Below are 25898 nucleotides of genomic sequence, written 5' to 3'. Positions count from 1 at the left end.
GATCCCCCTTAACGGTTTTCCAGGCTTGCTGCACGTGCATAAGGCAGCGCGCTCTCGGTGCCTTTCAAGGCAGCCTGTTGAGCGTGTTGACGCAGGTAACCTGGCAGACGCTGATCGTGCCAGCCTGGCTGACCTTGCAATACGCCATTGGCCATTGGGCCAGTGGCTTCCGAACTCTCATTGTAGCCTGCCAATACCGCCGGCCCTTTGACCTGAGGAGTGGCCAACACTGGCTGATTGGATTGCTGGGCGAGTTCGACGCCGGCGATTTCGTCCTGGTTGTACAGGCGAACACCCGCCAGAACGGCAACGGTCACCGAAGCGGCTACGGCCAGACGACCGAGGCTGCGCCATGGGCCGCGGGACACCTTGGCAGGGGTCGCTTCGTCTTCCAGTGCAGCAGAAACGGCCGCAGCGAGATCCAGACGTGGAAGCAACAGATCCTTGTGCATGGCTGCCCGAGCGATCTGGTAACGAGCCCAGGTTTCACGGGTTTCAACATCGTCCAGTGCATTGAGCACTCGACGCAATTCCAGTTCGTCCGCTTCGTTATCCATCACTGCGGACAGCGATTCCTGCAGGGCTTCACGACTCATGGCGTTCCTCTCTTGGCTGTCGCCGCTGTCTTTAGTTTTCCTGCAACAAAGGCTGCAGGGCTTTATCGATGGCCTCCCGGGCGCGGAAAATCCGGGAGCGCACGGTACCAACCGGACATTGCATGACGCTCGCGATGTCCTCGTAACTCAGACCATCGAATTCACGCAAAGTTAACGCCGTGCGCAAATCCTCTGGCAGTTGCTGAATGGTTCGATGGACGGTGCCTTCGATCTCATCCCGCAGCAATGCACGTTCAGGAGACTCGAGATCCTTCAGGCCGTGATCGCCGTCATAGAACTCCGCATCCTCTGAACTAACATCGCTATCCGGCGGCCGACGGCCGCGTGAAACCAGATAGTTCTTCGCCGTGTTGATGGCGATGCGGTACAGCCACGTATAAAACGCACTGTCGCCGCGGAAATTTCCAAGCGCTCGATATGCCTTGATAAAGGCTTCTTGTGCGACGTCCTGGGCTTCATGGGTGTCGTGCACAAAACGCACGATCAACCCGAGAATTTTGTGCTGATACTTCAGCACCAGCAGATCGAAAGCTCGCTTGTCGCCACGCTGAACGCGTTCGACCAGCTGCTGATCCTCTTCCTGGGTTAGCATGAACACTCCTCGATAAACTCGGAGGAGGCTTGCATGACCAATCGACCGGACTTGCAAACATAGACTCGGGCTTTTCGCAAAAGTTCTCCCCCTCCAAGCAAGTTTCCTGCGGGCTCTGATTTGGCACGCACGAAAAACGCAGCGCGGGATGAACCGGCTGCGCGAATAATCTTGTCATCGGCTCGCCGGCAAGAACCCAACCGCAGGTTCCGCATTGAAGCCGACACTGTCCCTTGTTTCGGGCAACTGTCTATTGATCTTGGGCCTCTGGCAAAAGTTCCAAATATTTATAGACGTGTCGCGCCGACATTGTGCAACCGTGAGCGGAAAAAGCCTGTTTCATCTGCGATACAGTCGCTTTTTCCCAAAACCGCTGAAAAAACTTCCGACAAAGCGTCGGTATTTTTCCGTCACGGTAGTTTCACAATGCCATATCGGCCCGGCTATTGTGCCGCCCCACCCCTCTATATACTAGTGGGCTGTGTGGCTGTCTCGACTCGCCCATCCGCCTGTCCTGCGCCAACCCCGACCCGGGTCGCTTTGAGCGGAATCCTGAAATGAGCCAACAGTTTCAACACGATGTTCTGGTGATTGGCAGCGGCGCTGCCGGTTTGAGTCTCGCGCTGACCCTGCCCGGTCACTTGCGCATCGCGGTACTGAGCAAAGGCGACCTCGCCAACGGCTCGACCTATTGGGCACAAGGTGGCGTCGCGGCCGTGCTGGACGACACCGACACCGTCGAGTCCCATGTCGATGACACCCTGAATGCCGGCGGCGGCCTGTGCCATGAAGACGCGGTGCGTTTCACCGTGGAGCACAGCAAGGAAGCGATCCAGTGGCTGATCGACCAGGGCGTGCCCTTCACTCGCGACGAACAGTCCGGCACAGAAGACGGCGGCTTCGAATTCCACCTCACCCGCGAAGGCGGCCACAGCCATCGACGGATCATCCACGCAGCCGATGCCACTGGCGCCGCGATCTTCACAACCTTGCTGGCCCAGGCCAAAGAACGCCCGAACATCGAATTGCTCGAACAACGGGTAGCGGTCGATCTGATCACTGAGCGTCGACTGGGGCTGGAAGGCGAACGCTGCCTCGGCGCATACGTGCTCAACCGCAAAACCGGGGAAGTCGATACCTTCGGCGCACGCTTCGTAATTCTGGCTTCCGGCGGCGCCGCCAAAGTCTATCTATATACAAGTAACCCTGACGGCGCCTGCGGTGATGGCATCGCCATGGCCTGGCGTTCGGGCTGCCGGGTGGCGAACCTGGAGTTCAACCAGTTCCACCCCACCTGCCTCTATCACCCGCAAGCCAAGAGCTTTCTGGTCACCGAAGCCCTACGCGGCGAAGGCGCCCATTTGAAGCTGCCTAACGGCGAACGCTTCATGCAGCGCTTCGACTCACGTGCAGAACTGGCGCCACGGGACATCGTCGCTCGCGCCATCGACCATGAAATGAAGCGTCTGGGTGTCGACTGCGTCTACCTCGACATCAGCCACAAACCCGAAGCCTTCATCAAATCGCACTTCCCGACCGTCTACGAGCGCTGCCTCGGCTTTGGCATCGACATCACCAAGCAACCGATCCCGGTCGTACCGGCTGCGCATTACACCTGCGGCGGCGTGATGGTCGATCAACAGGGCCGCACCGATGTGCCCGGCCTGTACGCCATTGGCGAAACCAGCTTCACCGGCCTGCACGGCGCCAACCGCATGGCCAGCAACTCGCTGCTCGAATGCTTCGTCTACGCCCGTTCGGCAGCGGCGGACATTCTCGAGCAACTGCCCGACGTCGCGATCCCGCGCGCCCTGCCCGCCTGGGACGCCAGCCAAGTGACCGATTCCGATGAAGACGTGATCATCGCCCACAACTGGGACGAATTGCGGCGATTCATGTGGGACTACGTTGGCATCGTGCGCACCAACAAGCGCCTGCAACGGGCACAACATCGCGTGCGTCTGCTGCTGGACGAAATCGACGAGTTCTACAGTAACTACAAGGTCAGCCGTGACCTGATCGAGCTGCGCAACCTGGCGCAAGTGGCGGAGCTGATGATCCGTTCAGCCATGGAGCGCAAAGAAAGCCGGGGTCTGCATTACACCCTCGACTATCCGGACCTGCTGCCCGAAGCACTCGACACTATTCTGGTGCCGCCCACCTACGCCGGCTGAACTTGAGGCGTACCCGCAGGCGTCGGTGCAGATCCGCCGCCTGCGAGTCCCGGGGCACACAGATCGACCTGACGCGCCGCTCATCACGCAATCGAAAGCGCAGCACCACGATCAGTGGCAGCGCCAGACTGTCCGGTCGCAATTGCACCGCCTGCCAGCCATCGGCCCGGTTCCACAGTTGCCAGCCATCGGCGTCCCGACGCAATCCGCGAAATGCCTCGGGATGACTCAGCAGAATCTGCCGCGGCAACACCCAGGCAGCATGGCCGAGACACGCGAAAGCCCCGAGCAGAGAAACCCAGAAAGGAATCGACAACAGAAACAGAGATCCCAGCGCGAATGCCTGGGCCAGCAGATACGCCGCCAGCAACTGCCGTGAGGCATGCCAGCGGCATTCGAACGTGTTACTTGGGCTGGACACGATCCAGAATCATGCGAACCATGCGTTGCAGCTCGGGATCTTCCGATTCGCTGCGCTCCATGAACCAGCCGAACATGTCCTGATCCTCGCACTCGAGCAGGCGGACATACAGCGCGCGATCCACCTCGTTCAGATTGGCGTAGACCTCTTTCACGAACGGCACCAGCAACACGTCGAGTTCCAGCATGCCGCGACGGCTGTGCCAAAAGAGGCGATTCAGTTCAACTTGTTCGACCATGGAGCCCTCCTCAAATAGGCCGCAAGTATACAGGCCCCAAGCGGGCCGAACAGTCGGCTTTGGTCGGGCACCACCGATCCTTTATCAACTACCCATTTCAACACCACCCCCTTATGATGTGCCCCAGTCTATTTACCCTGCGATGACCCATGGCCGATTCTGCTTTTTTCTGCACCCTCTCTCATGAAGGCGTTCTCGCGGTTCGCGGCGCGGATGCCGGCAAATTCCTGCAAGGCCAGCTGACCTGCAACATCAATTACCTGAGTGAAACCCAGGCCAGCCTTGGTGCCCGTTGCACGCAGAAAGGCCGCATGCAGTCGAGTTTCCGCATCGTGCTGGAAGGCGACGGCGTACTGCTGGCGATGGCCGGCGAACTGCTGGAGCCGCAACTGGCAGACCTGAAAAAGTACGCGGTGTTCTCCAAATCGAAACTGACCGACGAAAGCGCCTCCTGGGTGCGCTTCGGCCTCGATCATGGCGATGCGGCCCTGAGCAGTCTGGGTCTGGAACTGCCGGCAGACACCGACAGCGTGGCCCGCCACGAAGGGCTGATCGCGATTCGCGTCTCCCCGAACCGTGCCGAACTCTGGGTGCCTGCCGATCAGGCGGACTCCGTCAAAGGCAAGCTGTCCGCGCAATTGACCGAAGCCGAACTCAATCAATGGCTGCTGGGCCAGATCCGCGCCGGTATCGGTCAGGTCATGCCAAGCACCCGCGAGCTGTTCATCCCGCAGATGCTCAATCTGCAGGCCGTCGGCGGCGTGAGTTTCAAGAAAGGCTGCTACACCGGTCAGGAAATCGTCGCGCGCATGCAGTACCTGGGCAAACTCAAGCGTCGCCTGTACCGCGTGCAACTGGATGCCAGCGAATTGCCGGAGCCGGGCACCCCGCTGTTCGCCCCGAGCCACGGCAGCTCCATCGGTGAAGTAGTGCTGGCCGCCCGTACCGAAAAGAATATTGAACTGCTGGCGGTGTTGCAGGCCGAAGCTGCCGACGCAGGCGATTTGCATCTGGGCACGGCCGAAGGTCCGGCGCTGCACTTGCTCGACCTGCCTTACGAACTGGATCGCGACCGCGAAATCCAGCGTTGATCGCAGCATTTGTTGCAACACCCTAGAGAAACGACATGAGTGAGCTGGCGGATAAGGTCCAACAGGATTTGGTTGAGGCCATCGATAACGATGACCTGGTTCTGCCAACGTTACCGGAAGTGGCCCTGCAGATTCGCAAGGCCGCTGAAGATCCGGATATCAGCGTCAGCGACCTGAGCAAAGTGATCGGCCGCGACACCGCGCTGTCGGCACGCCTGATCAAAGTGGTCAACAGCCCGCTGCTGCGCGCCACTCAGGAAGTCACCGACCTGCACACCGCCATCACCCGGCTTGGCGTCAACTACAGCAGCAATCTGGCGATCGGCCTGGTGATGGAGCAGATCTTCCACGCCCGCTCCGACGTGGTCGAACAGAAGATGCGCGAAGTCTGGCGCAAGAGCCTGGAAATTGCCGGGGTCAGCTACGCACTGTGCCGCCGCTACACCCAGCTCAAGCCCGATCAGGCCGCGCTCGGTGGACTGGTTCATCAGATCGGCGTGCTGCCGATACTGACCTATGCCGAAGACCACTACGAATTGCTGTCCGATCCGGTCAGCCTCAACCATGTGATCGACCATATTCATCCGTTGCTCGGCGACAAATTGCTGCGGGTCTGGGAATTTCCCGAGCGTCTGGTGGAGTTGCCGGGGCTGTATCAGGACCTCAAGCGCGAATCGCAGCAGATCGATTACGTCGACATCGTGCAAGTGGCCAGCCTGTATTGCCACAAGGACACCGACCATCCGATGGCCCGCATCGATCCGTTCAGTGTGCCGGCATTCCGCAAGCTCGGCATCGACCCGGAAAACAAGGCGCTGTGCGCCGATCTGGAAGAATCGCGGTCGATGTTCTACTGATCAACCGGCGACAAAACTCACCCGCACCTTCAAACCCGCCTGCTCACCATCGTGCAGACTGATCTGCGCCAGATGCGCGCGGCAGATTTCCCCGACAATCGCCAGCCCCAGCCCGGAACCAGCCACTTGCTGGTTGCGCCGGTAAAAGCGTTCAAACACTCGATCCCGCTCTTCCAGCGGAATGCCTGGCCCATCGTCTTCAACTTCAAGCACCGCCGGCGCCGTGACCCGCAGAATCACGTTGCCGCCCGGCGGCGTGTGGGCCAGCGCGTTGTCCACCAGATTGCTCAGCAACTCGTTGAGCAACGTCGGTTCGCCACGCAGCCAGACCGGCTCGTCCGCTTCCAGCGCCAGCGCGACACCCCGCGCGTGGGCCAGCGGCGCCATGGCCATCCCCAGTTCGCGGGCCAACTGACTCAGATCGAGCAACTGCGCACCGCCCTCGGCAATAGCCCGGGCGCCGTTTTCCACTCGAGCCAGCGACAGCAACTGATTGGCCAGATGGGTCAGGCGATCCGTGCTTTGCGCCGAGGATTCCAACGTGTCGCGCCAGGTCTGCGGCTCGTTCGAGCGCAAACCCAGTTCAAGACGCGCCTTGAGCGCTGCCAGTGGCGTGCGCAGCTCGTGGGACGCATCGGCGATAAATTGCGCCTGCCGCTCGAACTGCCCGCGCAGGCGTTCGGTAAAGTGATTGAGCGCCCGCACCAGCGGCCACAACTCGTGTTGCACTTCCACCAACGGCAACGGCCGCAGGTCATCGGGCTGGCGCTCTTCCACTGCCGTGCGCAATCGTTCGATCGGCCGCAGCGCAGCACTCACCGCAAACCACACCAGCAACAACGCGCCAATCGCCAGCATGCCCAAACGCAGCAAGGTATCGGCCGCGAGACTGCGAGCCATGCTGACGCGCGCTTCGTCGGTTTCGGCAACGCGGATTTCCGCCATGCCGTTCATGTTCGGTTCGCTGACTGCTTTGAGCAGGCTCACCACACGCACGTTCTGCCCCTGATATGTAGCGTCGTAAAAGCGCGCCAAGGCGGGATAGCTGTCGGTTCTCGGCGTGCCCGGCGGCGGGCCCGGCAGGTTTTCGTAGCCGGAAATCAGTTGCTGATGAATGTCGTTGACCTGGTAATAGATGCGCCCGGCGCTATCGTAAGCGAAGGTATCGAGCGCCACGTAAGGCACGTCAGCACTGAGACTGCCATCGCGCTGCGACAGACCGGCGGCGATGGTCCGCGCCGAGGCCAGCAGCGTGCGGTCGTAGGCGGTGTCGGCAGCTTCGCGACCATTCCAGTACGCGCTCAATCCGCTGGCGAGCATCAACACCACCAGCAGCAGCGCGAGGTTCCACAACAACCGCCAGCGCAGGCTGCTGGGCTTATGCATCGCGGCTTTCCAGCAGATAACCCAAACCCCGGAAGGTCACGATGGCCACTGAATGACCGTCGAGCTTTTTGCGCAGGCGGTGCACATAGATTTCGATGGCGTCGGGGCTGGCCTCTTCGTCGAGACCGAACACCTGCGCAGCCAGTTGCTCCTTGCTCATCACCCGACCCGGGCGGGCAATCAGCGCTTCGAGCACTGCCTGTTCGCGGGAGGTCAGCGTCAGCAATTCATCGCCGAGGGTGAAGCGTCGGGTGTCGAGGTCATAGGCCAGCACTCCGCAGCGCTGCTGGCGTTCACCGCCAAGCACGCTACGGCGCAGCAGGGCTTTGACTCGCGCTTCGAGCTCAGTGAGTTCGAACGGCTTGGCGAGGTAATCGTCAGCACCGAGATTGAGCCCATGGACCCGATCCTTGACGTCGCTGCGGGCAGTCAACATCAGCACCGGCAGGTTCTTGCCCCGGCCCCGCAGGCGCGCCAGCACTTCAAAGCCGTCCATGCGCGGCAGGCCGACATCGAGGATCGCCACCGCGTATTCCTCGCTGCCCAGGGCCAGATCGGCGGCAACGCCATCGTGCAAGACATCCACGGTCAGACCGGTGCTCTTGAGCGCCTGAGCGACGCTTTCGGCCAGCGGCAAATGGTCTTCGACGAGCAGGACACGCATGGATCTCTACCTCATTCAGGGATGGCCGACGCCATTCTTTGCGGCGGAGTTTACAGCCGCAACCGCCACTGTGAAGCCCGAAAACGCGTTAAAGCCTGCTGAAAGGTTAGCGAAAGGTTGGGCCGATAGAGTCGGGTTACGGAATGTTTCGGCTTCCGTCGCTGCTGCCACACAGCGATACGAAAAACGCCTCGAAGCGTTTTCGACCAATAAGAACAATAAACGGAGTACACCTCGCATGCCGTCTTTGCAGACCAAGGCTTCCACGCCTGTCCGCCCTTCCCGTTTCAGCCACGCCACCCTCGCCAGTGCCGCTGCCCTCGCCGGTTTCACGCCGATGAGCTACGCCGATTTCATCGAAGACAGCAGCGCCACCTTCGAAACCCGCAACATGTATTTCAACCGCGACTTTCGCGACGGTACCAGCGCCCAGCAGTCCAAACGCGACGAGTGGGCCCAGGGTTTCATGCTCAATCTGCAATCGGGCTATACCGACGGCACCGTGGGGTTCGGTGTCGATGCGTTGGGGATGTTGGGGGTCAAGCTCGATTCGAGCCCGGATCGCACCGGCACCGGCCTGCTGCCGACCCACGATGACGGGCGCGCGGCGGACGAATACTCCAAGCTCGGCCTGACCGGCAAAGTAAAAATCTCCGCCACCGAACTGAAGGTCGGCAGCCTGATTCCGGAACTGCCGATCCTCAAGCCGAACGACGGTCGAATCCTGCCGCAGACCTTCGAAGGTGGTTTGCTGACCTCCAAAGAGATCAAGAACCTGACCTTCACCGGCGGACGCCTGGAGAAGGCCAAGGACCGCGACAGCACCGATTTCGAGGACATTGCCCTCAACAACAAGAACAGCCGATTCGCCGGCACCGCCGCCGGCAAGCACTTCGATTTTGGGGGCGTGGACTACAAGTTCACAGACAAGGTCACCGGCAGCTACCACTTCGCCCAACTCGACGAAGTCTATAACCAGCACTTCTTCGGTCTGGTCGCTTCGCGGCCGATGGGCCCGGGCACCTTCGCCACTGACCTGCGTTTCGCCGTCAGTGACGATCAGGGCGCAGCCCGTGGCGGCGAGATCGACAACCGCTCCCTCAACGGCCTGGTCAGTTATGCCCTGAGCGGTCACAAGTTCACCGCCGGTTATCAGCACATGTCCGGTGACAGTGCCTTCCCCTATGTCGATGGCAGCGACCCATACCTGGTCAACTTCGTGCAGATCAACGACTTCGCCGGCGCCGAAGAACGCTCCTGGCAGGCGCGCTACGACTTCGACTTCGCCCGGCTCGGTATCCCCGGCCTGAGCTTCATGAGCCGCTACTTGAGCGGTGACAACATCAAGCTCAAGAACGGTGACGAAGGCAAAGAGTGGGAGCGCAACACCGAGATCAAATATGTAGTACAAAGCGGCGCCCTGAAGGACGTTGCCGTGCGTTTGCGTAATGCCACTTACCGTTCCAACTATTCCGCTCGCGATGCCGATGAAGTGCGTCTGCTGGTGAGCTATAGCGTTGCCCTTTGGTAATTCAGTACGTCAATAACAACAACTCCCAAGGAGACATAGATGAACTTATCACTGCGTAAAGTTGCTCTAGCCGCCGGCGTCATGCTGTTCGCCGGCCAATTGATGGCCGAACCGAAACGTCCGGAATGCATCGCCCCCGCCTCCCCCGGCGGCGGCTTCGACCTGACCTGCAAACTGGTGCAAAGCGCGCTGGTCAACGAAAAGCTGCTGACCAAACCGATGCGCGTAACCTACATGCCCGGCGGTGTCGGTGCGGTGGCGTACAACGCCGTCGTGGCGCAGCGTCCCGCCGATGCGGGCACTTTGGTGGCGTGGTCCAGCGGTTCGTTGCTGAACCTGGCGCAAGGCAAGTTCGGTCGGTTCGATGAAACCAACGTGCGCTGGTTGGCGGCGGTCGGCACCAGCTACGGCGCCATCGCGGTGAAAAACGACTCCCCCTACAAAACCCTCGACGATCTCGTGCAGGCACTGAAGAAAGATCCGAGTTCCGTGGTCATCGGTTCCGGCGGCACCGTCGGCAGCCAGGACTGGATGCAGACCGCACTGATCGCAAAAGCCGCCGGAATCAACCCGCGCGACCTGCGTTACGTCGCCCTCGAAGGGGGGGGCGAGATCGCTACCGCCCTGCTCGGCGGTCACATCCAGGTCGGCAGTACCGACATCTCCGACTCCATGCCGCACATCCAGAGTGGTGACATGCGCCTGCTGGCCGTGTTTGCCGACAAACGCCTGGACGAGCCGGAAATGAAGGACATTCCTACCGCTCGCGAGCAAGGCTACGACATCGTCTGGCCGGTGGTGCGCGGTTTCTACCTCGGGCCGAAAGTCAGCGATGAAGACTACGCCTGGTGGAAAGACTCCTTCGACAAACTACTGGCCTCCGACGACTTCGCCAAGCTGCGTGATCAGCGTGAGTTGTTCCCTTTCGCCATGACCGGCCCCGAGCTGGACACCTACGTCAAGAAGCAAGTGGCGGACTACAAGGTGCTGGCCAAAGAGTTCGGCCTGATTCAGTGATCGTCTCTGTCTAGCGCTCACGGCCCTGCCTCGCAGGGTCGTGGCCCAGGAGCTCCCCATGCTTATTCAACGCATTTTTGCCTCGGTGCTGTTGCTGGTCTGCGCCAGCCTGGCGCTGATGGCCTGGCCGTATCAGGCGGCTTTTTCCTACGAACCGGTCGGCCCTCGCGCATTCCCCCTGCTGATGCTGGGCCTGATGGGCCTGGCGCTGCTGTACATGGTGTTTCGTCCGGCGCCCATCAAACACAGTGAGGACGAGCCGCCGCTGGATCGCGAAACCCTGACCAAGATCTCGATCTGCGTCGCCCTGCTGCTGGTGTTCGCCGGTTTGTTCGAGCCGCTGGGCTTCATCCTCAGCAGCATTGTGATCGGCATCCCGATGGCGCGCCTGTATGGCGGGCGCTGGGTGCCCAGCGTCATTGTCACGACGCTGATGGCGATCGGTTTGTACGTGCTGTTCGACCGCGTGATGGACGTACCGCTGCCCCTCGGCCTGCTCGACGTTCTGGAGAACTGATATGGATACTCTCGGTTATTTGGGTCAGGGCTTCGGCGTCGCTCTGAGTCCGTACAACCTGGTCACGGCCCTGACCGGCACGCTGATCGGCACCGTGGTCGGATTGTTGCCGGGCCTGGGCCCGATCAATGGCGTGGCATTGCTGATCCCCATCGCATTCGCCCTCGGGCTGCCACCGGAATCGGCACTGATCCTGCTGGCGGCGGTTTATCTGGGTTGCGAATACGGCGGCCGGATCAGTTCGATCCTGCTGAACATTCCGGGCGAGGCCTCCACCGTGATGACCACCCTCGACGGTTACCCGATGGCCCGCAAAGGCCTGGCCGGTGTGGCGCTGTCGTTGTCGGCGTGGAGCTCGTTCATCGGCGCCTTCATCGCTACCTGCGGCATGGTGCTGTTCGCGCCGCTGCTGGCGAAATGGGCGATTGCCTTCGGGCCGGCGGAATACTTCGTGTTGATGGTGTTCGCGATTGTCTGCCTCGGCGGCATGGCCGGTGACCGACCGTTGAAAACCTTCATCGCGGCGTTGATCGGTCTGTTCCTGTCCAGCGTCGGCATCGACGCCAACAGCGGTGTTTACCGCTTCACCGGCGACAACATTCACCTGACTGACGGCATTCAGTTCGTGGTGCTGGTGCTGGGCCTGTTCTCGATCAGCGAAATCCTCCTGCTGCTTGAGAAAACCCATCACGGCCAGGAAGCGGTCAAAGCTACCGGCCGGATGATGTTCAACTTCAAGGAAGCGGCGTCGGTGTTCGTGGTGAACATCCGTTGCGGCCTGCTCGGTTTCATCATGGGTGTGTTGCCGGGTGCCGGTGCGACCCTCGCCAGCGCCGTGGCCTACATGACCGAGAAACGCATCGCTGGTGCCAGCGGCAAGTTCGGTCAGGGCGACGCTCGTGGTCTCGCTGCGCCGGAAACCGCCATCGGCGCCTCCGCTTGCGGCGCGCTGGTGCCGATGCTGACCCTCGGCGTTCCGGGTTCGGGCACCACAGCGGTGATGATCGGCGCTCTGTCGCTGTACAACATCACCCCCGGCCCGCTGCTGTTCCAGCAACAGCCGGACATCGTCTGGGGCCTGATCGCCTCGCTGTTCATCGCCAACATCATGCTGGTGATCCTGAACATCCCGATGATCCGCATCTTCACCCGCATCCTCGCCGTGCCGAACTGGGCGCTGGTGCCGGTGATCGCGATCATTACCGGGATCGGCGTCTACGCCGTGCACGCGACCACGTTCGACCTGTTCCTGATGGTCGGCATCGGCATCTTCGGCTACATCCTGCGCAAACTGGATTTCCCGCTGTCGCCAGTCCTGCTGGGCTTCATCCTCGGCGGCCTGATGGAGCAGAACCTGCGCCGGGCGCTGTCGATTTCCAACGGTGCGCTGGACATCCTCTGGTCGAGCCCGATCACCTTCGGTGTCTGGGTGCTCACCGCGTTGATGCTGGCCTTCCCGCTGCTGCGCATCTGGCGCCGTCGTTCCGCTGCCCGGAACGCGATTGCCGATGTTTGATCGCTCTTCGTTGAAACAATGGTGGGGAACCCCGCTGGTCGGTCTGCTTGGCGGTTACATCGCCAGCCAGATCGGCTGGCCGCTGCCGTGGATGGTCGGCTCGTTGCTGGCGATCATCCTGGTGCGCTGCCTGACCCCGTGGCAATTGGCCGAAATCCCTGGCGGCCGCAAATGCGGCCAGTGGATTGTCGGGATCGGCATCGGCCTGCACTTCACTCCACTGGTGATGGAGCAGGTGCTCAGCCACTTCGGCCTGATCTTCTTCGGCGCGCTGGTCACCAGCCTCTCGGCGGTGGTCGGCGTGTGGCTGATGCGCCGCACCGGCGAGGATCGCGCCACGGCGTTTTTCTCCAGCATGCCCGGCGGCTCCGGCGAGATGGTCAACCTCGGCGCCCGCAACGGCGCGATGCTCAGCCATGTCGCGGCCGGGCAGAGTCTGCGGGTGTTGGTGGTGGTGTTGTGTGTTCCGGCGGCGTTCAAATATCTGCTGGGTGACGGCACACCGATTTCACACGCCGGCAGCGTCGATTGGCGCTGGCTGGCGATTCTTTTTCCGGCGGGCGGCCTGCTCGCCTGGCTGTGGCAACGTCTGCGTCAACCCAACCCATGGCTGTTCGGCCCGCTGCTGGTAAGCGCGGCGGTGAGCATCGGCTGGGATCTGCACATCGGCCTGCCCAATGGCGGCAGTCAGATCGGTCAATGGCTGATCGGCAGCGGTCTGGGCTGTCACTTCAACCGGCAGTTCTTCCGCCGCGCGCCGTCGTTCATGGGGCGCACGTTGATCGGCACGGCGCTGACCATGTTGATCGCAACCCTGGCGGCGTTGGGACTGAGTGCGCTGACTCATCTGGACCTGCGATCACTGACCCTGGGCATGATGCCCGGTGGGATCGCCGAGATGAGCCTGACGGCGGAAACCCTGCAATTGTCGGTGCCACTGGTGACGGCGATGCAGGTGATGCGGTTGTTGTTCGTGCTGTTTCTGGCGGAACCGTTGTTCAAATACTGGAACCGCCAGCCCTGAGCATCAGACCACCGACGGAAGGCGCCACTCAATCGGCGCCTCGCCATTCTGCTCGAGGAATTTGTTGGTACGGCTGAAATGCCCGCAACCAAGGAAACCGCGATAAGCCGACAGCGGCGACGGATGCACCGAGGTCAGCACCAGATGTTTGGTGGCATCGATCAGCTTCTGCTTGCTCTGGGCATGCGCCCCCCAGAGCATGAACACCAGATGCGGTTGCTGCTGGCTGACCACCTCAATGATCCGGTCCGTAAAGAACTGCCAGCCCTTGTCCTTGTGCGCATTGGCGTTGGCGCGTTCGACGGTCATGGTGGTGTTGAGCATCAACACGCCCTGATCAGCCCAGCTCTGCAAGTAACCGTGGTTGGGAATGTCGATATTCAGGTCGCGCTTCAACTCTTTATAGATGTTGACCAGCGACGGCGGCGCCGGCACGCCCGGTTGCACCGAGAAGCACAAACCGTGGGCCTGGCCCGGGCCGTGATACGGGTCCTGGCCGAGGATGACCACTTTCACCTTGTCCAGCGGCGTCGAATTCAGCGCGTTGAAGATCATCGGGCCCGGCGGATAGATTTCCTTGCCGGCCGCCCGCTCCTGCTGCAGAAAAGTGCGCAACTCTGCCATGTAGGGCTGGTCGAATTCGGCACGCAGTGCCTCCTTCCAGCTCGGTTCGAGTTTGATACGGTCGTCAGCAGTCATGGTCATACCCGGCAAAAACAATGGGGCGAACCCTAGGAAAGCCGACCACGCTTGTCAATTGATCTGACGCAGATCCGGCACTTTCCCACACAGCGATCATACTGATCGTTCAAATTCCCGATCGAGGTCACGATGAATCTGCACTTCGAAGAACTTACCGGCACCGACGGCGCGCGCATCGGCGTGGCCACGCTGGATGCCGAAAAGTCGCTCAATGCGCTGTCCCTGCCGATGATCCACGCCCTGAGCGACAAACTGAACGCCTGGGCCAAGGATCCGCAAATCGTCTGCGTGCTGCTGCGCGGCAATGGTGCCAAAGCCTTCTGCGCTGGCGGCGAAGTGCGCAGCCTTGTGGAGGCCTGTCGCGCCCACCCCGGCGAAGTGCCGCCGCTGGCCGCACAGTTTTTCAACGCTGAATACCGTCTGGACTACAGCCTGCACACCTACCCGAAACCGTTGATCTGCTGGGGCCATGGTTATGTGCTCGGCGGCGGCATGGGCCTGCTGCAAGGCGCGAGCATCCGGATCGTCACGCCGAGCAGTCGACTGGCGATGCCGGAAATCAGCATCGGCCTGTACCCGGATGTCGGCGCCAGTTGGTTCCTGTCGCGATTGCCGGGCAAGCTCGGTCTGTTCCTTGGTTTGACCGGCGCGCACATGAACGGTCGTGATGCGATCGATCTGGACCTGGCCGACCGCTTCCTGCTCGACGAACAGCAGCAGGAACTGATCGACGGCTTGTTGCAGTTGAACTGGCAGGAACAGACCGCCATGCAGCTCAACAGCCTGCTCAAGGCATTGCAGCAGGAAGCCGTGGCGCAGATGCCCGAGGCGCAATGGCTGCCGCGTCGGCAGCAGATCGATGAATGGCTGGATGTCAGCGACGTGACCTGCGCCTGGAAAGCTATCAGCCTGCATCGCGACAGCAGCGACCTGTTGATTGCCCGTGCCGCGAAAAACATGAGTGAAGGCTCGCCACTGACCGCGCATCTGGTCTGGGAACAGATCATTCGTGCCCGCCACTTGTCGCTGGCCGAAGTCTTTCAGATGGAATACACCCTGAGCCTAAATTGCTGCCGGCATCCGGAATTCAGCGAAGGGGTTCGGGCACGGCTGATAGACAAGGATCACAAGCCGCACTGGCACTGGCCGGACATCGCCCGGGTGCCGGACGCGGTGGTGGATGCGCACTTTCACAAGGTCTGGGAGGGGCGGCATCCGTTGGCGGATCTGTCGCAATACTAGAACCTATCGTTACCCGCGATGGCAGTCTTTTGGGCTCTGTCGCGGGAAGTTTGAGCCCGTTGCGAAACTATCTGCGATCAAACATTCAACTCGTAAAACGCGATTATTTCCTTCATTGCCCGCAACGCCTCTTCATCATTTCTCGGCAAGATATCCTCTACGTCCCGTAAAGGAGGTAGAGGGTGCAAAAGCTCAGCGAGCTGGTTCGCCGTGTAATTTTTAACAGCGCCCTCTTCTCCTTGAACGCTGATGAAGCTGATAGCGGCATCGCCTCCTGAAAAGTGTTCGGAGACACGAATCTTTGGAGACATGCCATAACTCACTACGATGACGAGATCATCCCGCTCCCGGTGGAAGTTAAGTTGCTCAATCGACAGCCCAACCTCCGAAAAGTCTATACCGTCAATTCCGCCACCGGCATTGACTACCAGGTCTCGCCCAAGCCCATCATATTTATAAACATCATTGCCCCCGCCACCGGACAAAGTGTCATTGCCCGGCCCGCCGTAAAGCACGTCATCGCCTGAGCCACCGCACAGCAGATCATCTCCTTGCATCCCTCTTGTTTCACCAGTGCCACTGAGGGTGTCATTACCGCGACCGCCCACAAGCGGTAGAAAACGGTTCTCTCGGAAGGACTTAACCTGAGCAGCGTCCTGAACGGTGATGCCGTGATGATAAGTATCGGGGGCAATGCCTAATTGGCTAACGAGGTCTTTGAAACTGATGCTCGATCCGTCAGAAAATCTCACCCGCTCAATACCGGAACCACCGATGTCATTCGGATTGGGCAAAACGATTCGTACTTTTTGAGTTCCGCCCCATGCGATATCGAGTGTCGTGTACAGCATCTGGGCCCGAGGCGGTTGACGATGAGCGCTACGTGGTGGGGCGGGTGAGAGTTCGATATTTACCGTCTCAACCAACACAGCTCCCCAGGTTAGCTTCAACTTGTCTGGTTTCGCCTCTTCCGGAAGAACGACTGTATCAATATCAAGCGCCCCAAACTCTTCATGCCACCCAGAGGCTCCAACCTCGGGACGCAAAAAAACAGGGTTAAGCACGTCGGCAATAATGGTGGTTGCGCCATCATGCGCTTCAACGATGTAAGTGTCGGGACCGTTTTCACCGTAAAGCCAATCTTCTCCCGGTCCACTGATCAAATAATCGGCTCCCGCTGACCCGAGCAATGTGTCGTCACCTGCGCCCGCCGATAGAAATGCACCCGGGATCCTGTCGTTCACCCCGCCGTACTCAAGCACTGAACCGGCATAGGTAACCACCAAGTCATCTCCTGCACCGCCATGAAAGAGATTTCCCACTTCGAGATTTACCCTGCCGCCAGCGTCACTACCCTGGACAATTTTATGTTTGATCGTTTGGGTAGTAGAACTCCAGCGAAACGCTTTACGAACAGTTTCATGATTTTCAAAACTGCCAGCGGGATACACGTACCACCCCTGAATAGCGCCCGATTGGTCTATATCTTCGACTACAACCTCGCCCAAATTGAACGAAAATCCTGAATAACTGGAGCCAGACGGATAAAACTTCGGCTTTTGTTTCGGTAATTGCGCAGCTTCAGCTTTTACAAACTTGAACGTGGTTTTCGTTGCAGAGATTGATTGCCTTTCACTCACCACGGCGTCTGCGGCAATCGCCCCCATCCACTCAGGTGTATTGGAAAAGACTCCGGCTTCAACGTCCTCATGGATCAGTTCGGCGCTGATGGCATAGCCACTTTCGTCGGTAGCGATATGACTTCTAACCCAAACACCCTGATCGTTCAGTGCAAATCCTGATGCCTGCCGGGCCGCTGAGCGCTTTGCTTTCAGTTCCGAAAGAAAAAGGCTATCCCACCGGGTGTGACGACCCGTTTCACTGTCTTCCCTCTCAGTAGAAATGGCTAAGTCATCGGGCTGTGTCTGGACGACTGCTACGCTCTCAATGTCCTGCATTTTTCCGGCATCGGGCACCGTAGCAATTGTCGCGGACGGATCTCTTACATCTACCGGTTGCACCGTTAATTTGATTACATCCTGGAAATTCAGGATCACGCCATCGTTGAACCTGAACGTCGAACCTGCCCACTTCTCATGGTGACGAATCAGAAGCGCGTCACCAGTACCATTCGACAGCCGCAACGCTATGCCCACATCAAAATTGACGATCTCGGCCTGCAAGTTCTCAGCAGAAAATTCACTGCCAAAACTTACGACATTGTTGCCACCTGTATCGGTAACAACATCCAGTCCATCGCCCACTCCGAAGTAGAAAACATCGTTACCCTGCATCCCTTCCAGATAATCGTTGCCGGCACCACCCTCAAACACGTTATCGCCAGGGCCGCCGCGCAAATAATCGACTCCCTCCCCACCAACCAGCGTGTCGTTTCCGCCACCGCCCAGCAAAGTGTCGTTGCCTGAACCGCCATCAAGATAATCAGCGCCATGTTCTGCTTCGGATGTTCGCTCGTAGTCCCCTATCAAAAAGTCATCATCGGCACCGCCCAACAGTGTATCGGCGCCGAAACCACCCCAGAGCGTATCGTTTCCTGAATTACCTTGAATGTGGTCATCGTTGGTTCCGCCCGCTTGCAAGTTGGGCTCATCGCCATCCAGAGCGTCGGCGCCTGATCCGCCTATCAGTGTGTCGGAGCCACCCAACCCACGGAGTGTGTCGTCACCCGCACCGCCATCGAGATAATCATCACCGTGATAACGAACCGGGTGTTCATGGTAATCACCAACTAACTCGTCGTTGCCGCTGCCACCGAAAAGTGAGTCATCGGAACCGCCGCCCCAAAGGGTGTCATTTCCCTCACCGCCATCCAGAAAATCACTTCCGAAAAAGTCTGCGGCATCACCCGAAACACCTCGCAGCACCTCGTCATCACCTTTCAGAACATCATTGCCGCTGCCGCCGTACAGCACGTCGCTACCACCGTTACCGGCAAGGGAGTCATCGCCACTGCCACCCGCCAACAAATCGTTGCCATGATGGCGACTGTCGAGACCGCCGCCCCAATCCAGGTTGTCTCCCGTTAATGTGTCATCGCCACTCCCGCCAGCCAGCGTGTCATTACCCTCTTCGCCGTACAGTGTGTCGTCGTCACTTCCGCCATCGAGCAGGTCATCTCCCCTGCCGCCATTGATAAAATCCCGGCCACCCTGCCCATAGAGGATGTCGTCACCGCCCTCGGTGGGACTATTCAATGAAAATTTGTCAAAGACGCTACGCATGCTGATGACGCCATCACTGAGTGGAACGTCGATGCGCTTGACTGTCCAATTTTGTTCATGTGCTCCGGTTGTTTGATCACCGGACAGATTGTCATCACCTGCTCCGCCAATCAGCGTGTCTCGACCGTTGCCGCCGAGCAGCACGTCTCGCGAGGCAGTGCCGACAAGCAGGTCATCACCCTGCCCACCATCCAGCCAGTCGCCACGGCTGGCCTTTCCCTTTGTTGCATCGGTAAAAGCATTTTCCAGCGTCGACTGCTTGTCACCGAATAAACGGTCATTGCCGTCCTTGCCGAACAGTCGATCAGACCCGCCAAGACCAACGATGAGGTCGGCTTTCGGTGATCCGTAAAGCAGGTCCGCTTTGTTCCTCTGTTTAACATTGGGCAAAAGCAAGGCGTTGCCCAACTCATCGTAAGAAGGCTGATCTCCGCGAACATTTGGGTCGTTATCTTTAACTTTCCAGTCGCCTTGAAGGACCAGGTCGGGGACGGAGAAGGTCTGGCTTTGGTAATCAGGAAGATCAATTCCGAGCATCCCTGGCTTGAAGTTCTTTACGACGATGAGATCACTCAGTCCGTATTTAATGTTCAGCGTGTTTTCAGCCTGATCTTCAATGAGCGTCAAGCTGATGGCTCGATCTTCCGTAAGCCAGATATTGCTGAGCGGAGCACTCCGTTCGAGAGGTGGGATCGGAGGTCCATTTATCAGCAACACACCCTGAACGTCCGCATCAAAGATTTCGTCTATTCCATCTCCGTTGGAGAACTCATACCGATCGTTACCCGGCCCGCCAGTCAGAGAGTCGTTGCCCTTGCCACCCACCAACACATCATCACCGGCCATACCGTACAACGCATCATTGCCATCGCCTCCTGTTAAAGAGTCATTGCCGCAAGCCCCCTGGATAAAGTCATTACCGGAAAGTCCGCTGATGGAATCGTTGCCGCCACCGCCGTAAAGATGATCGGTATTCGTTCCGCCACCAAATGATCGACCGCCGTCATCACCAAACATGACCAGAGGGTTTGAGACGCCGGTGGTCATAAGGGCCTGTTTGCCCGAAGCCAAATCCGAATAGGAAAAGGTCTGGACAGTATTTCGACCGAACGATCCATTGGTTCGGGCAATCAGCCGGGCCAGCATTTCAGAGCGATCGGCAAGCCACTGTTCAGTGATGATGCCCTCGCCCGTTTCGGGGTCGTAAAGCTCCAGGCCGCGTCCGGAAAAACCGTCGGCCCGCTCAATCACGATTTCACTTAGCTGCTTGAGAGAATTGCGTAACGCGACGCCGATTGGCGTTGCCTGACTGGCCAAAGTTGCCCAGTCCCTGGCACTGCCATACTCGCCAATGGTTCTGGTAACGATGCTTTGCGATTGAGACGGAGAAAGTGCGGAGAAAAAGGTGTAGGCGTTGGAGGCGAAGGTTTCCTCGGTGGTAGGTGTGGCGGCCGAGTTCCCGTCGTAGGTTCGCCTGAGCATGTCAAAAAAATCATTCAGGTTGTACCGCAATATCAGGCTGACAATGGGTGAGATGGGCGTACCTTTCACCACGTGCTGAATCAGTGGATTGATGCTGCCACTGGCGAGAGCGATATTTATTTGTTCAGGCAGAACTGAAAACAGGCTTTCAACCATATTCGACCCGAAGTTTTTAATCACTGCCTGCAAGGCCATACCGTATGAATCCACGGCAAACAGAATATTCTTTAGATCGTCCAGCCTATTGAACTTAGCTAGATCATGATTACCTTTGATGTGGGAGTCCGGATCACCGGCGGAGATCAACCTCCAAGTTTCATATGGTTTTTCTCCACCCAACAGGCTGAAGCCGATTGTTCCGGACCATCCGGCGTTATGACGGGTCGCTGTATCAACGTTGCCAATATCATCACGAAATAGTACTTCACCAATCGCGCGCGCATCGATTTCTGCAATTTGACTAATGGAGGGTACGGCCCATGGCGCCAAATCATGTTCAATGGAGCCTTTCATGAGCGCATTCATGAAATTGACAGCCACCTGATTAGATGACTCTTGCATCTTGAAATCGCTAAATTTTTTATTTAGCCTCAACTCCCCCTGCCGGATGGTGTAGGCTCGGATCAACGCAGAGTAAGCGCCCACCCCGCCATTTGCATCAATTGCTACATCGAGCCAGAGTTTGGCATCTTTAAAAATACCCATTACGTTCTCATCGAACGCAGAACCGTCTAAAAATTTCTCACCCAAAATATTCGACAACGTGCGATAAAGTACAGCGCAGTTTCGCCCCTCCACTGCTATCGCAAAATACTCTTCCTCCTCGACATTGAATTCCATTCCCTCACAAATATTTGCAGCCTGCAAAATTTCCGACTTTTCCAGATCACTGAATATATAGCTCATATTTACTTCCCTGTAATAATTGAATGCGAAAGATAGTCACTGACAGCCTTAAGCGCTTCTGGAGCACCCCGCAAGCCCTCGGTACCCAAATGTATACGAGCATCCCCACCTGCAAAGTCGAAATGGTGCAACTCGACCGTGCAATACGTACGTAAACTCCCAAACTCCAAATTCTCCAACTGCTCCTTATTCATTTTCAAAAGATATGCTTTACTCAAACCACTGGCCGAAGCTTTAGATTCGGGCGAATTTAAACCAATACAATTTATCTTCCGTGGTGTTCCATCACGCCGGCGCCAGTCGTGCATAACAAAAATTCGAACAGAGAATTCATTTTTGATACTGGGTGGAGGCGCGGTAAGCCAAAGTTCCAGGCCTGGATAATTTTTCAGCTTAACAATCAGTTCATCCGGCCAATTCACATGCCGCCCGCCCATGTTGTGCGGTTCCGTGGTATCCCTTCTGGTGTAAAGTCTGGCGGAAACATTGTAATACGTCCAACTAATGGGTGGTTCTACCCCGTGAGCTTCATATTCCGGAAATAGTTCTTTTCCCGTCCACCAGAATGACCCTGAAAGAAGATCGGCAATACAGGAGCCGTCGCTCCTTAATGTCGATCCAAAATGGAACCCGGGAATCTTTGTCCGGTCCAGAAGACTGCCGCCAAGTATCGGGACCTGCTCCATACCCGCCAGCTTCCTGCTGCACGCCCCTTGTTTCTTCTGATAAATCGCCCGCGCCTCTGCGGCCTCCTCCCATCGAATACCGAAATCAACGATCCAATAACAGATCGCTAGTAACACGCCATATTTAACTCCCCTTCTGCACTGGCGAAAAACTTCCTTGCGAGACATCTTAAGCATTTCAAATCTCCATTTTAAAATGACCAATCGCATCACTCGAAACAACTCACCTCATCAACTCCTTAAACACTTCAAAGTAACCGCTCACTCCTTTAACCACATCGAATTCGCTTGCCTTCAACCTCGCCGAATCCTTCATAGACTCAAAACCAGCGAAAGACGTTAAAACCCTGCACACTGCCGTGGCGATTTCTTCAGCGTCAAAAAAATCAACAAGTATCCCGCTGATCCCATCTTCGATAACTTCCTGCACGGGAGCGGTATTTGAACCTACGACAACACAGCCAGATGCCATTGCTTCCAATAAAGACCACGACAGTACAAACGGATATGTCAAATACACGTGAGCCTTTGAAAGACTCAGAACCGACCTGTATATTTGATAAGGCAACTTCCCAACAAAGTGAACATTGGAAATATCAACATCCACCTCCGCGACCATCTTGCTTCGCCAGTTGGGGTATCCAATGGGCATCCGTCCATAACTGACACCATCACCACCGATTACAACAATCTGCGCACTCGGGCACTTTTCCAGAACATAGGGAATGGATCTCATAAAACTATGAAAGCCTCGGTACGGCTCGAGGTTTCTGGCGACATAAGTCACCACAGGCTGACCCGCTTTTATCACGCGCCCACTCGGCAGCGTTACAGACTCGACCTTTTCTGATTCGGAAAATTGAACAATGCCTTCGTGAATGACGCGAATTTTAGACTGATATGTTTTCGGAAAAAGACCGCGCTGCCATTGTGTAGGTGCAATCCCGGCATCGCACTGCTCAATATTCAGGAGATGCATCGAATTCAAGACTCTAAGCCTTGAGGACGTATCCATCGCACAGGGAAACTCAGGATCGAAACCAGAGTCCGCCTCACGCGCTCGGTAATAGTACTCACAGAAATGAACTAGCGGCACATCGGGGTAAACATCTTTGACGAATAGCGTTTCACCCCATCCGGGATGGGCAAGAACCACATCAGGCCGAAAGCCTGCCTGGCTGAGCCTCTTCAATATTCGTTGAACTTGTTGCCCGTCCGAAACTGCCTCTTCATATCTGTGCAAATAGTCATGAGCGCCATTAGCCATATGCCTTGATGGTCGATATCGAAATAACCTTACCCCGGCAATACCTGGCGCTGTATCGCGTCCAATTGCAATGACGCCCAGACGTCTGCGCAATGCTTCCAACGCCACATGACGAAACTGACCGGGAAAATTCTGATGAATGATAAGAAGATTCATATCTGAGCAATATCCCGCGCTTATACACCTCCCTGAAATTGAAGTTTTTCAACATCAACATGTGCATACAAACGCTAACAAATGTTCAGAAATAAAACTGTAGGAGGGATCCGAGAACCCCCTAGGAGATGGTGCGATCCACACCAACACAAAAAGCGGGCACAAAAAAGCGGCGCTCAATGCGCCGCTTTTTGCGAGGGGTTACCAGCGGTTGCCGTGCCGGTTGTAATCGCCACGTCCACTGTGACGGTCGTAGTTGCCACGACCCCGGCGATCATCCCAACCACCGCGGCGGTGGTCATCCCAGCGTCCGCGATCATGACCGTGCCAGCGACGGTTTTCGTAGTAGCGCGGGGCCGGTTGGTAGTAACGAGGCGCCGAGTAGTAGCGTGGAGCCGGTTGGTAATAGCGCGGTGCTGGCTGGTAGTAGCGCGGCGCCGAATAATACGTGCTGCCGCCGGTGTAATAAGTGCCACCGCTGTAATACGAAGGTGCCTGCGATGTGTAGACCTCTGAGCTGTAGTAGCCATCTCCGTAGGAATAGGGGACGCATCCGCCAAGGGAAAAAAGCATCACGGTAAACAGAAGAATTCGGCGATACATGGCGGCCTCCTGGACCGCGGGTAGCCACACCAGCGACGCTGGCAGGCGTCAGTCTTTTATTCGGCGACTGACGAAAAATCAGACAGCGTTTTCGGCATCTGGTGCGTTTCTGCAACAACTTGAAACAAGTGATTCATGAAACCTTGTTCATGCAAAAACGCCTTCATTCAGCCGCTGATTAGTGGTGCCCACCGTGGTATCCGCCGCCGTGATAACCCCTTCCGTAACCGCCGCGATAGCCATAACCGCCGTAGTAATATCGGGCACCGCCGTAGTAGCGCGGACCGTAATAACCACCGTAGTAATAGGGCGAGTAATAGCCGGGATAGTAATAGGGCGAGGAATAAACATCGTAGCCGCCGGCGTAGTAGTAACAGCCGGACAACCCAAGACCGAGCACTGCTCCCAGCAGCACCCGACGCAGCAATTTTGAAATACGCATGACGGCCTCCTGAAAGACCTGCGACAGCAGTCGGCACAGACCGGCTGACATCAGGTTTGACTGGCTAACCGCTACGGAGTGCCCACGCCCCACCGAGCATCGGATCAGCGGCCATCGCGCTGCATCACGGTGCAAGCGCGCACCAACACAAAGCGCTGAATGCACCTGCCAAATGAGCCCCTCCACCCACAAGCCACGTGGCAGACGGCTCGCCGTGACTTGGCACGCCTCTCGCTTTAGCAAATCCGTGCAGGAGTCATCACAGGTTCGCGGCACCACAATTTGCAATGGCTGACTAGGGTTCCGGCTCGCATCTGCGAGTGGCTGGTCCGAGAGTTGGCGACCTCCAGTTGAGGTTACACGGCGGGACAAAAGCCCGGGAGACAAGCCACCGTTCGCGGTGCCGCGTTGCCTTCCTGTCCGCCCACGATCAACTGGAGAATCCGCCATGTCACGACTACGTTTCCCCGCCCTGCTCGCCGCCGCCTTCGCCGCCCTCCTCAGCAGCCAGACCCAGGCTGCCCAGAAAGACCATTTCAGCGTGTGCTGGACGATCTACGCCGGCTGGATGCCATGGGAATACGCCGGCAGCCAGGGCATCGTCGATAAATGGGCGAAGAAGTACGGGATCAAGATCGATGTGGTCCAGCTCAACGACTACGTCGAATCGATCAATCAGTACACCGCCGGTCAGTTCGACGGCTGCACCATGACCAACATGGACGCGTTGACCATCCCGGCCGCCGGCGGCGTCGACAGCACCGCGCTGATCGTCAGCGATTTCTCCAACGGCAACGACGGCATCGTTCTCAAAGGCGAGGGCAAGAAAGTTGCCGACCTCAAGGGCATGGACGTCAACCTGGTCGAACTGTCGGTCTCGCATTACCTGCTGGCCCGCGCGCTGGACTCGGTCGACCTGACCGAAAAAGACCTGAAAGTGGTCAACACCTCCGACGCCGACATTTCCGCCGCCTTCAACACCGAGCAGGTCAACGCCGTCACCACCTGGAACCCGATGCTCTCGGATATCAAGGCCAAACCCGGCGTGACCGAAGTCTTCGATTCCAGCCAGATCCCCGGCGAAATCATGGACATGATGGTGGTCAACAGCGCCACCCTCAAAGACAACCCGGCGCTGGGCAAGGCGCTGACCGGCGCGTGGTTCGAAGTGGTCGAGCTGATGAACGCGAAAAACGCTGCGAGCAAGGCTGCGCTGGAACACATGGCCAAGGCCTCGGGCACCGACCTGGCCGGATTCCAGGCGCAACTGGACACCACCAGACTGTTCGCCACACCCAAAGAAGCCCTGGCGTTCGCCACCAGCAAGCAACTGCCGGAAACCATGCGCCGGGTCGCCGAGTTCTCGTTCCAGCACGGTTTGCTCGGCGAAGGTGCCAGGGACACCAGTGCCGTCGGCATGACCTTCGCCAACGGCGTGACCAGCGGCGATACCGGCAACCTCAAGCTGCGTTTCGATCCGACCTACGTGCAGATGGCCGCCGACGCCAAGCTGTAAGCCACGGAG

Annotated in this window: 22 protein-coding genes and 1 riboswitch; of the genes, 10 read left to right on the top strand and 12 right to left on the bottom strand. The window is 58.0% G+C overall.

Features of this window, described 5'->3' with window-relative positions; translation table 11 throughout:
* Nucleotides 1–8: 8 nt before the first annotated feature.
* Nucleotides 9–596, bottom strand: coding sequence for a sigma-E factor negative regulatory protein (locus QR290_RS08280; RefSeq protein WP_011332903.1), 588 nt, complete (start codon nucleotides 594–596; stop codon nucleotides 9–11).
* Between the two features lie 31 nt (nucleotides 597–627).
* Nucleotides 628–1209, bottom strand: a complete 582-nt coding sequence (gene rpoE / locus QR290_RS08275) for an RNA polymerase sigma factor RpoE (protein WP_003172477.1) — start codon at nucleotides 1207–1209, stop codon at nucleotides 628–630.
* Nucleotides 1210–1766: 557 nt separating this feature from the next.
* On the opposite strand from rpoE, the gene nadB reads away from it, so the two are divergent.
* Nucleotides 1767–3383 carry an L-aspartate oxidase gene (gene nadB / locus QR290_RS08270; RefSeq protein WP_289204701.1) on the top strand — a complete coding sequence of 539 codons (1617 nt, stop codon included), beginning with the start codon at nucleotides 1767–1769 and terminating at the stop codon, nucleotides 3381–3383.
* Here the strand turns inward: nadB and QR290_RS08265 are convergent.
* Nucleotides 3352–3804, bottom strand: coding sequence for a protein YgfX (locus QR290_RS08265; RefSeq protein WP_289204700.1), 453 nt, complete (start codon nucleotides 3802–3804; stop codon nucleotides 3352–3354). The genes nadB and QR290_RS08265 overlap by 32 nt on opposite strands.
* A complete protein-coding gene (locus QR290_RS08260) occupies nucleotides 3788–4042 on the bottom strand; it encodes a succinate dehydrogenase assembly factor 2 (RefSeq protein ID WP_007957989.1) in 255 nt (84 codons plus the stop codon). The genes QR290_RS08265 and QR290_RS08260 overlap by 17 nt, the downstream gene beginning before the upstream one ends.
* Before the next feature lie 149 nt (nucleotides 4043–4191).
* On the opposite strand from QR290_RS08260, the gene ygfZ reads away from it, so the two are divergent.
* Together ygfZ and QR290_RS08250 are read left to right on the top strand one after the other, a co-directional pair.
* Nucleotides 4192–5133 (top strand): CAF17-like 4Fe-4S cluster assembly/insertion protein YgfZ, encoded by a 942-nt coding sequence (ygfZ, locus tag QR290_RS08255; protein WP_289204699.1) that lies wholly within the window; start codon nucleotides 4192–4194, stop codon nucleotides 5131–5133.
* Nucleotides 5134–5168: 35 nt separating this feature from the next.
* Complete coding sequence (locus tag QR290_RS08250; protein ID WP_085605533.1) at nucleotides 5169–5990, top strand: HDOD domain-containing protein; 822 nt, start codon at nucleotides 5169–5171, stop codon at nucleotides 5988–5990.
* On the opposite strand, the gene QR290_RS08245 is transcribed toward QR290_RS08250, so the two are convergent.
* Entirely contained in the window at nucleotides 5991–7376 is a 1386-nt protein-coding gene (locus QR290_RS08245) for a sensor histidine kinase (protein WP_289204698.1), read from the bottom strand. It abuts the gene before it with no gap.
* Nucleotides 7369–8040: a response regulator gene (locus tag QR290_RS08240; RefSeq protein WP_289204697.1), complete on the bottom strand. Its 672-nt coding sequence runs from the start codon at nucleotides 8038–8040 to the stop codon at nucleotides 7369–7371. The genes QR290_RS08245 and QR290_RS08240 overlap by 8 nt, the downstream gene beginning before the upstream one ends.
* 238 nt (nucleotides 8041–8278) lie before the next feature.
* On the opposite strand from QR290_RS08240, the gene QR290_RS08235 reads away from it, so the two are divergent.
* Genes QR290_RS08235 through QR290_RS08215 form a run of 5 tightly spaced genes read left to right on the top strand, consistent with a single transcriptional unit; the run spans nucleotide 8279 to nucleotide 13645 of the window.
* Nucleotides 8279–9571: an OprD family porin gene (locus QR290_RS08235; RefSeq protein WP_289204696.1), complete on the top strand. Its 1293-nt coding sequence runs from the start codon at nucleotides 8279–8281 to the stop codon at nucleotides 9569–9571.
* Nucleotides 9572–9610: 39 nt separating this feature from the next.
* Nucleotides 9611–10588, top strand: a complete 978-nt coding sequence (locus QR290_RS08230; RefSeq protein ID WP_289204695.1) for a Bug family tripartite tricarboxylate transporter substrate binding protein — start codon at nucleotides 9611–9613, stop codon at nucleotides 10586–10588.
* 58 nt (nucleotides 10589–10646) lie between these two features.
* On the top strand, nucleotides 10647–11105 hold the full coding sequence (locus QR290_RS08225) for a tripartite tricarboxylate transporter TctB family protein (RefSeq protein ID WP_289204694.1): 459 nt from the start codon (nucleotides 10647–10649) through the stop codon (nucleotides 11103–11105).
* 1 nt (nucleotide 11106) lies between these two features.
* Nucleotides 11107–12621, top strand: a complete 1515-nt coding sequence (locus QR290_RS08220; protein WP_289204693.1) for a tripartite tricarboxylate transporter permease — start codon at nucleotides 11107–11109, stop codon at nucleotides 12619–12621.
* The gene (locus QR290_RS08215) at nucleotides 12614–13645 is read left to right on the top strand and encodes an AbrB family transcriptional regulator (RefSeq protein ID WP_115076880.1); all 1032 of its coding nucleotides are present in this window, start codon (nucleotides 12614–12616) and stop codon (nucleotides 13643–13645) included. The genes QR290_RS08220 and QR290_RS08215 overlap by 8 nt, the downstream gene beginning before the upstream one ends.
* 3 nt (nucleotides 13646–13648) lie before the next feature.
* Here QR290_RS08215 and ung read toward each other — a convergent pair whose 3' ends face one another.
* Entirely contained in the window at nucleotides 13649–14344 is a 696-nt protein-coding gene (gene ung, locus QR290_RS08210) for a uracil-DNA glycosylase (RefSeq protein ID WP_085605867.1), read from the bottom strand.
* A gap of 132 nt (nucleotides 14345–14476) precedes the next feature.
* Here ung and QR290_RS08205 point away from each other — a divergent pair, with 132 nt between their 5' ends.
* Nucleotides 14477–15589 (top strand): enoyl-CoA hydratase/isomerase family protein, encoded by a 1113-nt coding sequence (locus QR290_RS08205; protein ID WP_289204692.1) that lies wholly within the window; start codon nucleotides 14477–14479, stop codon nucleotides 15587–15589.
* A 77-nt stretch (nucleotides 15590–15666) separates the two neighbouring features.
* On the opposite strand, the gene QR290_RS08200 is transcribed toward QR290_RS08205, so the two are convergent.
* From QR290_RS08200 to QR290_RS08180, 5 genes are all read right to left on the bottom strand, one after another.
* Nucleotides 15667–21219 carry a calcium-binding protein gene (locus QR290_RS08200; RefSeq protein WP_289204691.1) on the bottom strand — a complete coding sequence of 1851 codons (5553 nt, stop codon included), beginning with the start codon at nucleotides 21217–21219 and terminating at the stop codon, nucleotides 15667–15669.
* A 2-nt stretch (nucleotides 21220–21221) separates the two neighbouring features.
* On the bottom strand, nucleotides 21222–22082 hold the full coding sequence (locus tag QR290_RS08195) for a hypothetical protein (protein ID WP_289204690.1): 861 nt from the start codon (nucleotides 22080–22082) through the stop codon (nucleotides 21222–21224).
* Nucleotides 22083–22128: 46 nt separating this feature from the next.
* Nucleotides 22129–23328, bottom strand: coding sequence for a glycosyltransferase family 4 protein (locus QR290_RS08190; protein ID WP_289204689.1), 1200 nt, complete (start codon nucleotides 23326–23328; stop codon nucleotides 22129–22131).
* Between the two features lie 201 nt (nucleotides 23329–23529).
* On the bottom strand, nucleotides 23530–23931 hold the full coding sequence (locus QR290_RS08185; protein ID WP_064594097.1) for a hypothetical protein: 402 nt from the start codon (nucleotides 23929–23931) through the stop codon (nucleotides 23530–23532).
* A 178-nt stretch (nucleotides 23932–24109) separates the two neighbouring features.
* Nucleotides 24110–24373, bottom strand: a complete 264-nt coding sequence (locus QR290_RS08180; protein WP_289204688.1) for a hypothetical protein — start codon at nucleotides 24371–24373, stop codon at nucleotides 24110–24112.
* Between the two features lie 284 nt (nucleotides 24374–24657).
* Nucleotides 24658–24758, top strand: a riboswitch (guanidine-I (ykkC/yxkD leader).
* A 63-nt stretch (nucleotides 24759–24821) separates the two neighbouring features.
* On the opposite strand from QR290_RS08180, the gene QR290_RS08175 reads away from it, so the two are divergent.
* Nucleotides 24822–25889 (top strand): putative urea ABC transporter substrate-binding protein, encoded by a 1068-nt coding sequence (locus QR290_RS08175; protein ID WP_289204687.1) that lies wholly within the window; start codon nucleotides 24822–24824, stop codon nucleotides 25887–25889.
* Nucleotides 25890–25898 lie beyond the last annotated feature (9 nt).

Origin of the sequence: Pseudomonas fluorescens, assembly GCF_030344995.1 — a bacterium.
Lineage (GTDB): Bacteria > Pseudomonadota > Gammaproteobacteria > Pseudomonadales > Pseudomonadaceae > Aquipseudomonas > Aquipseudomonas fluorescens_BF.
Note: the sequence above shows the minus strand (reverse complement) of the source record. Positions and strands in the feature narration are given on the sequence as shown.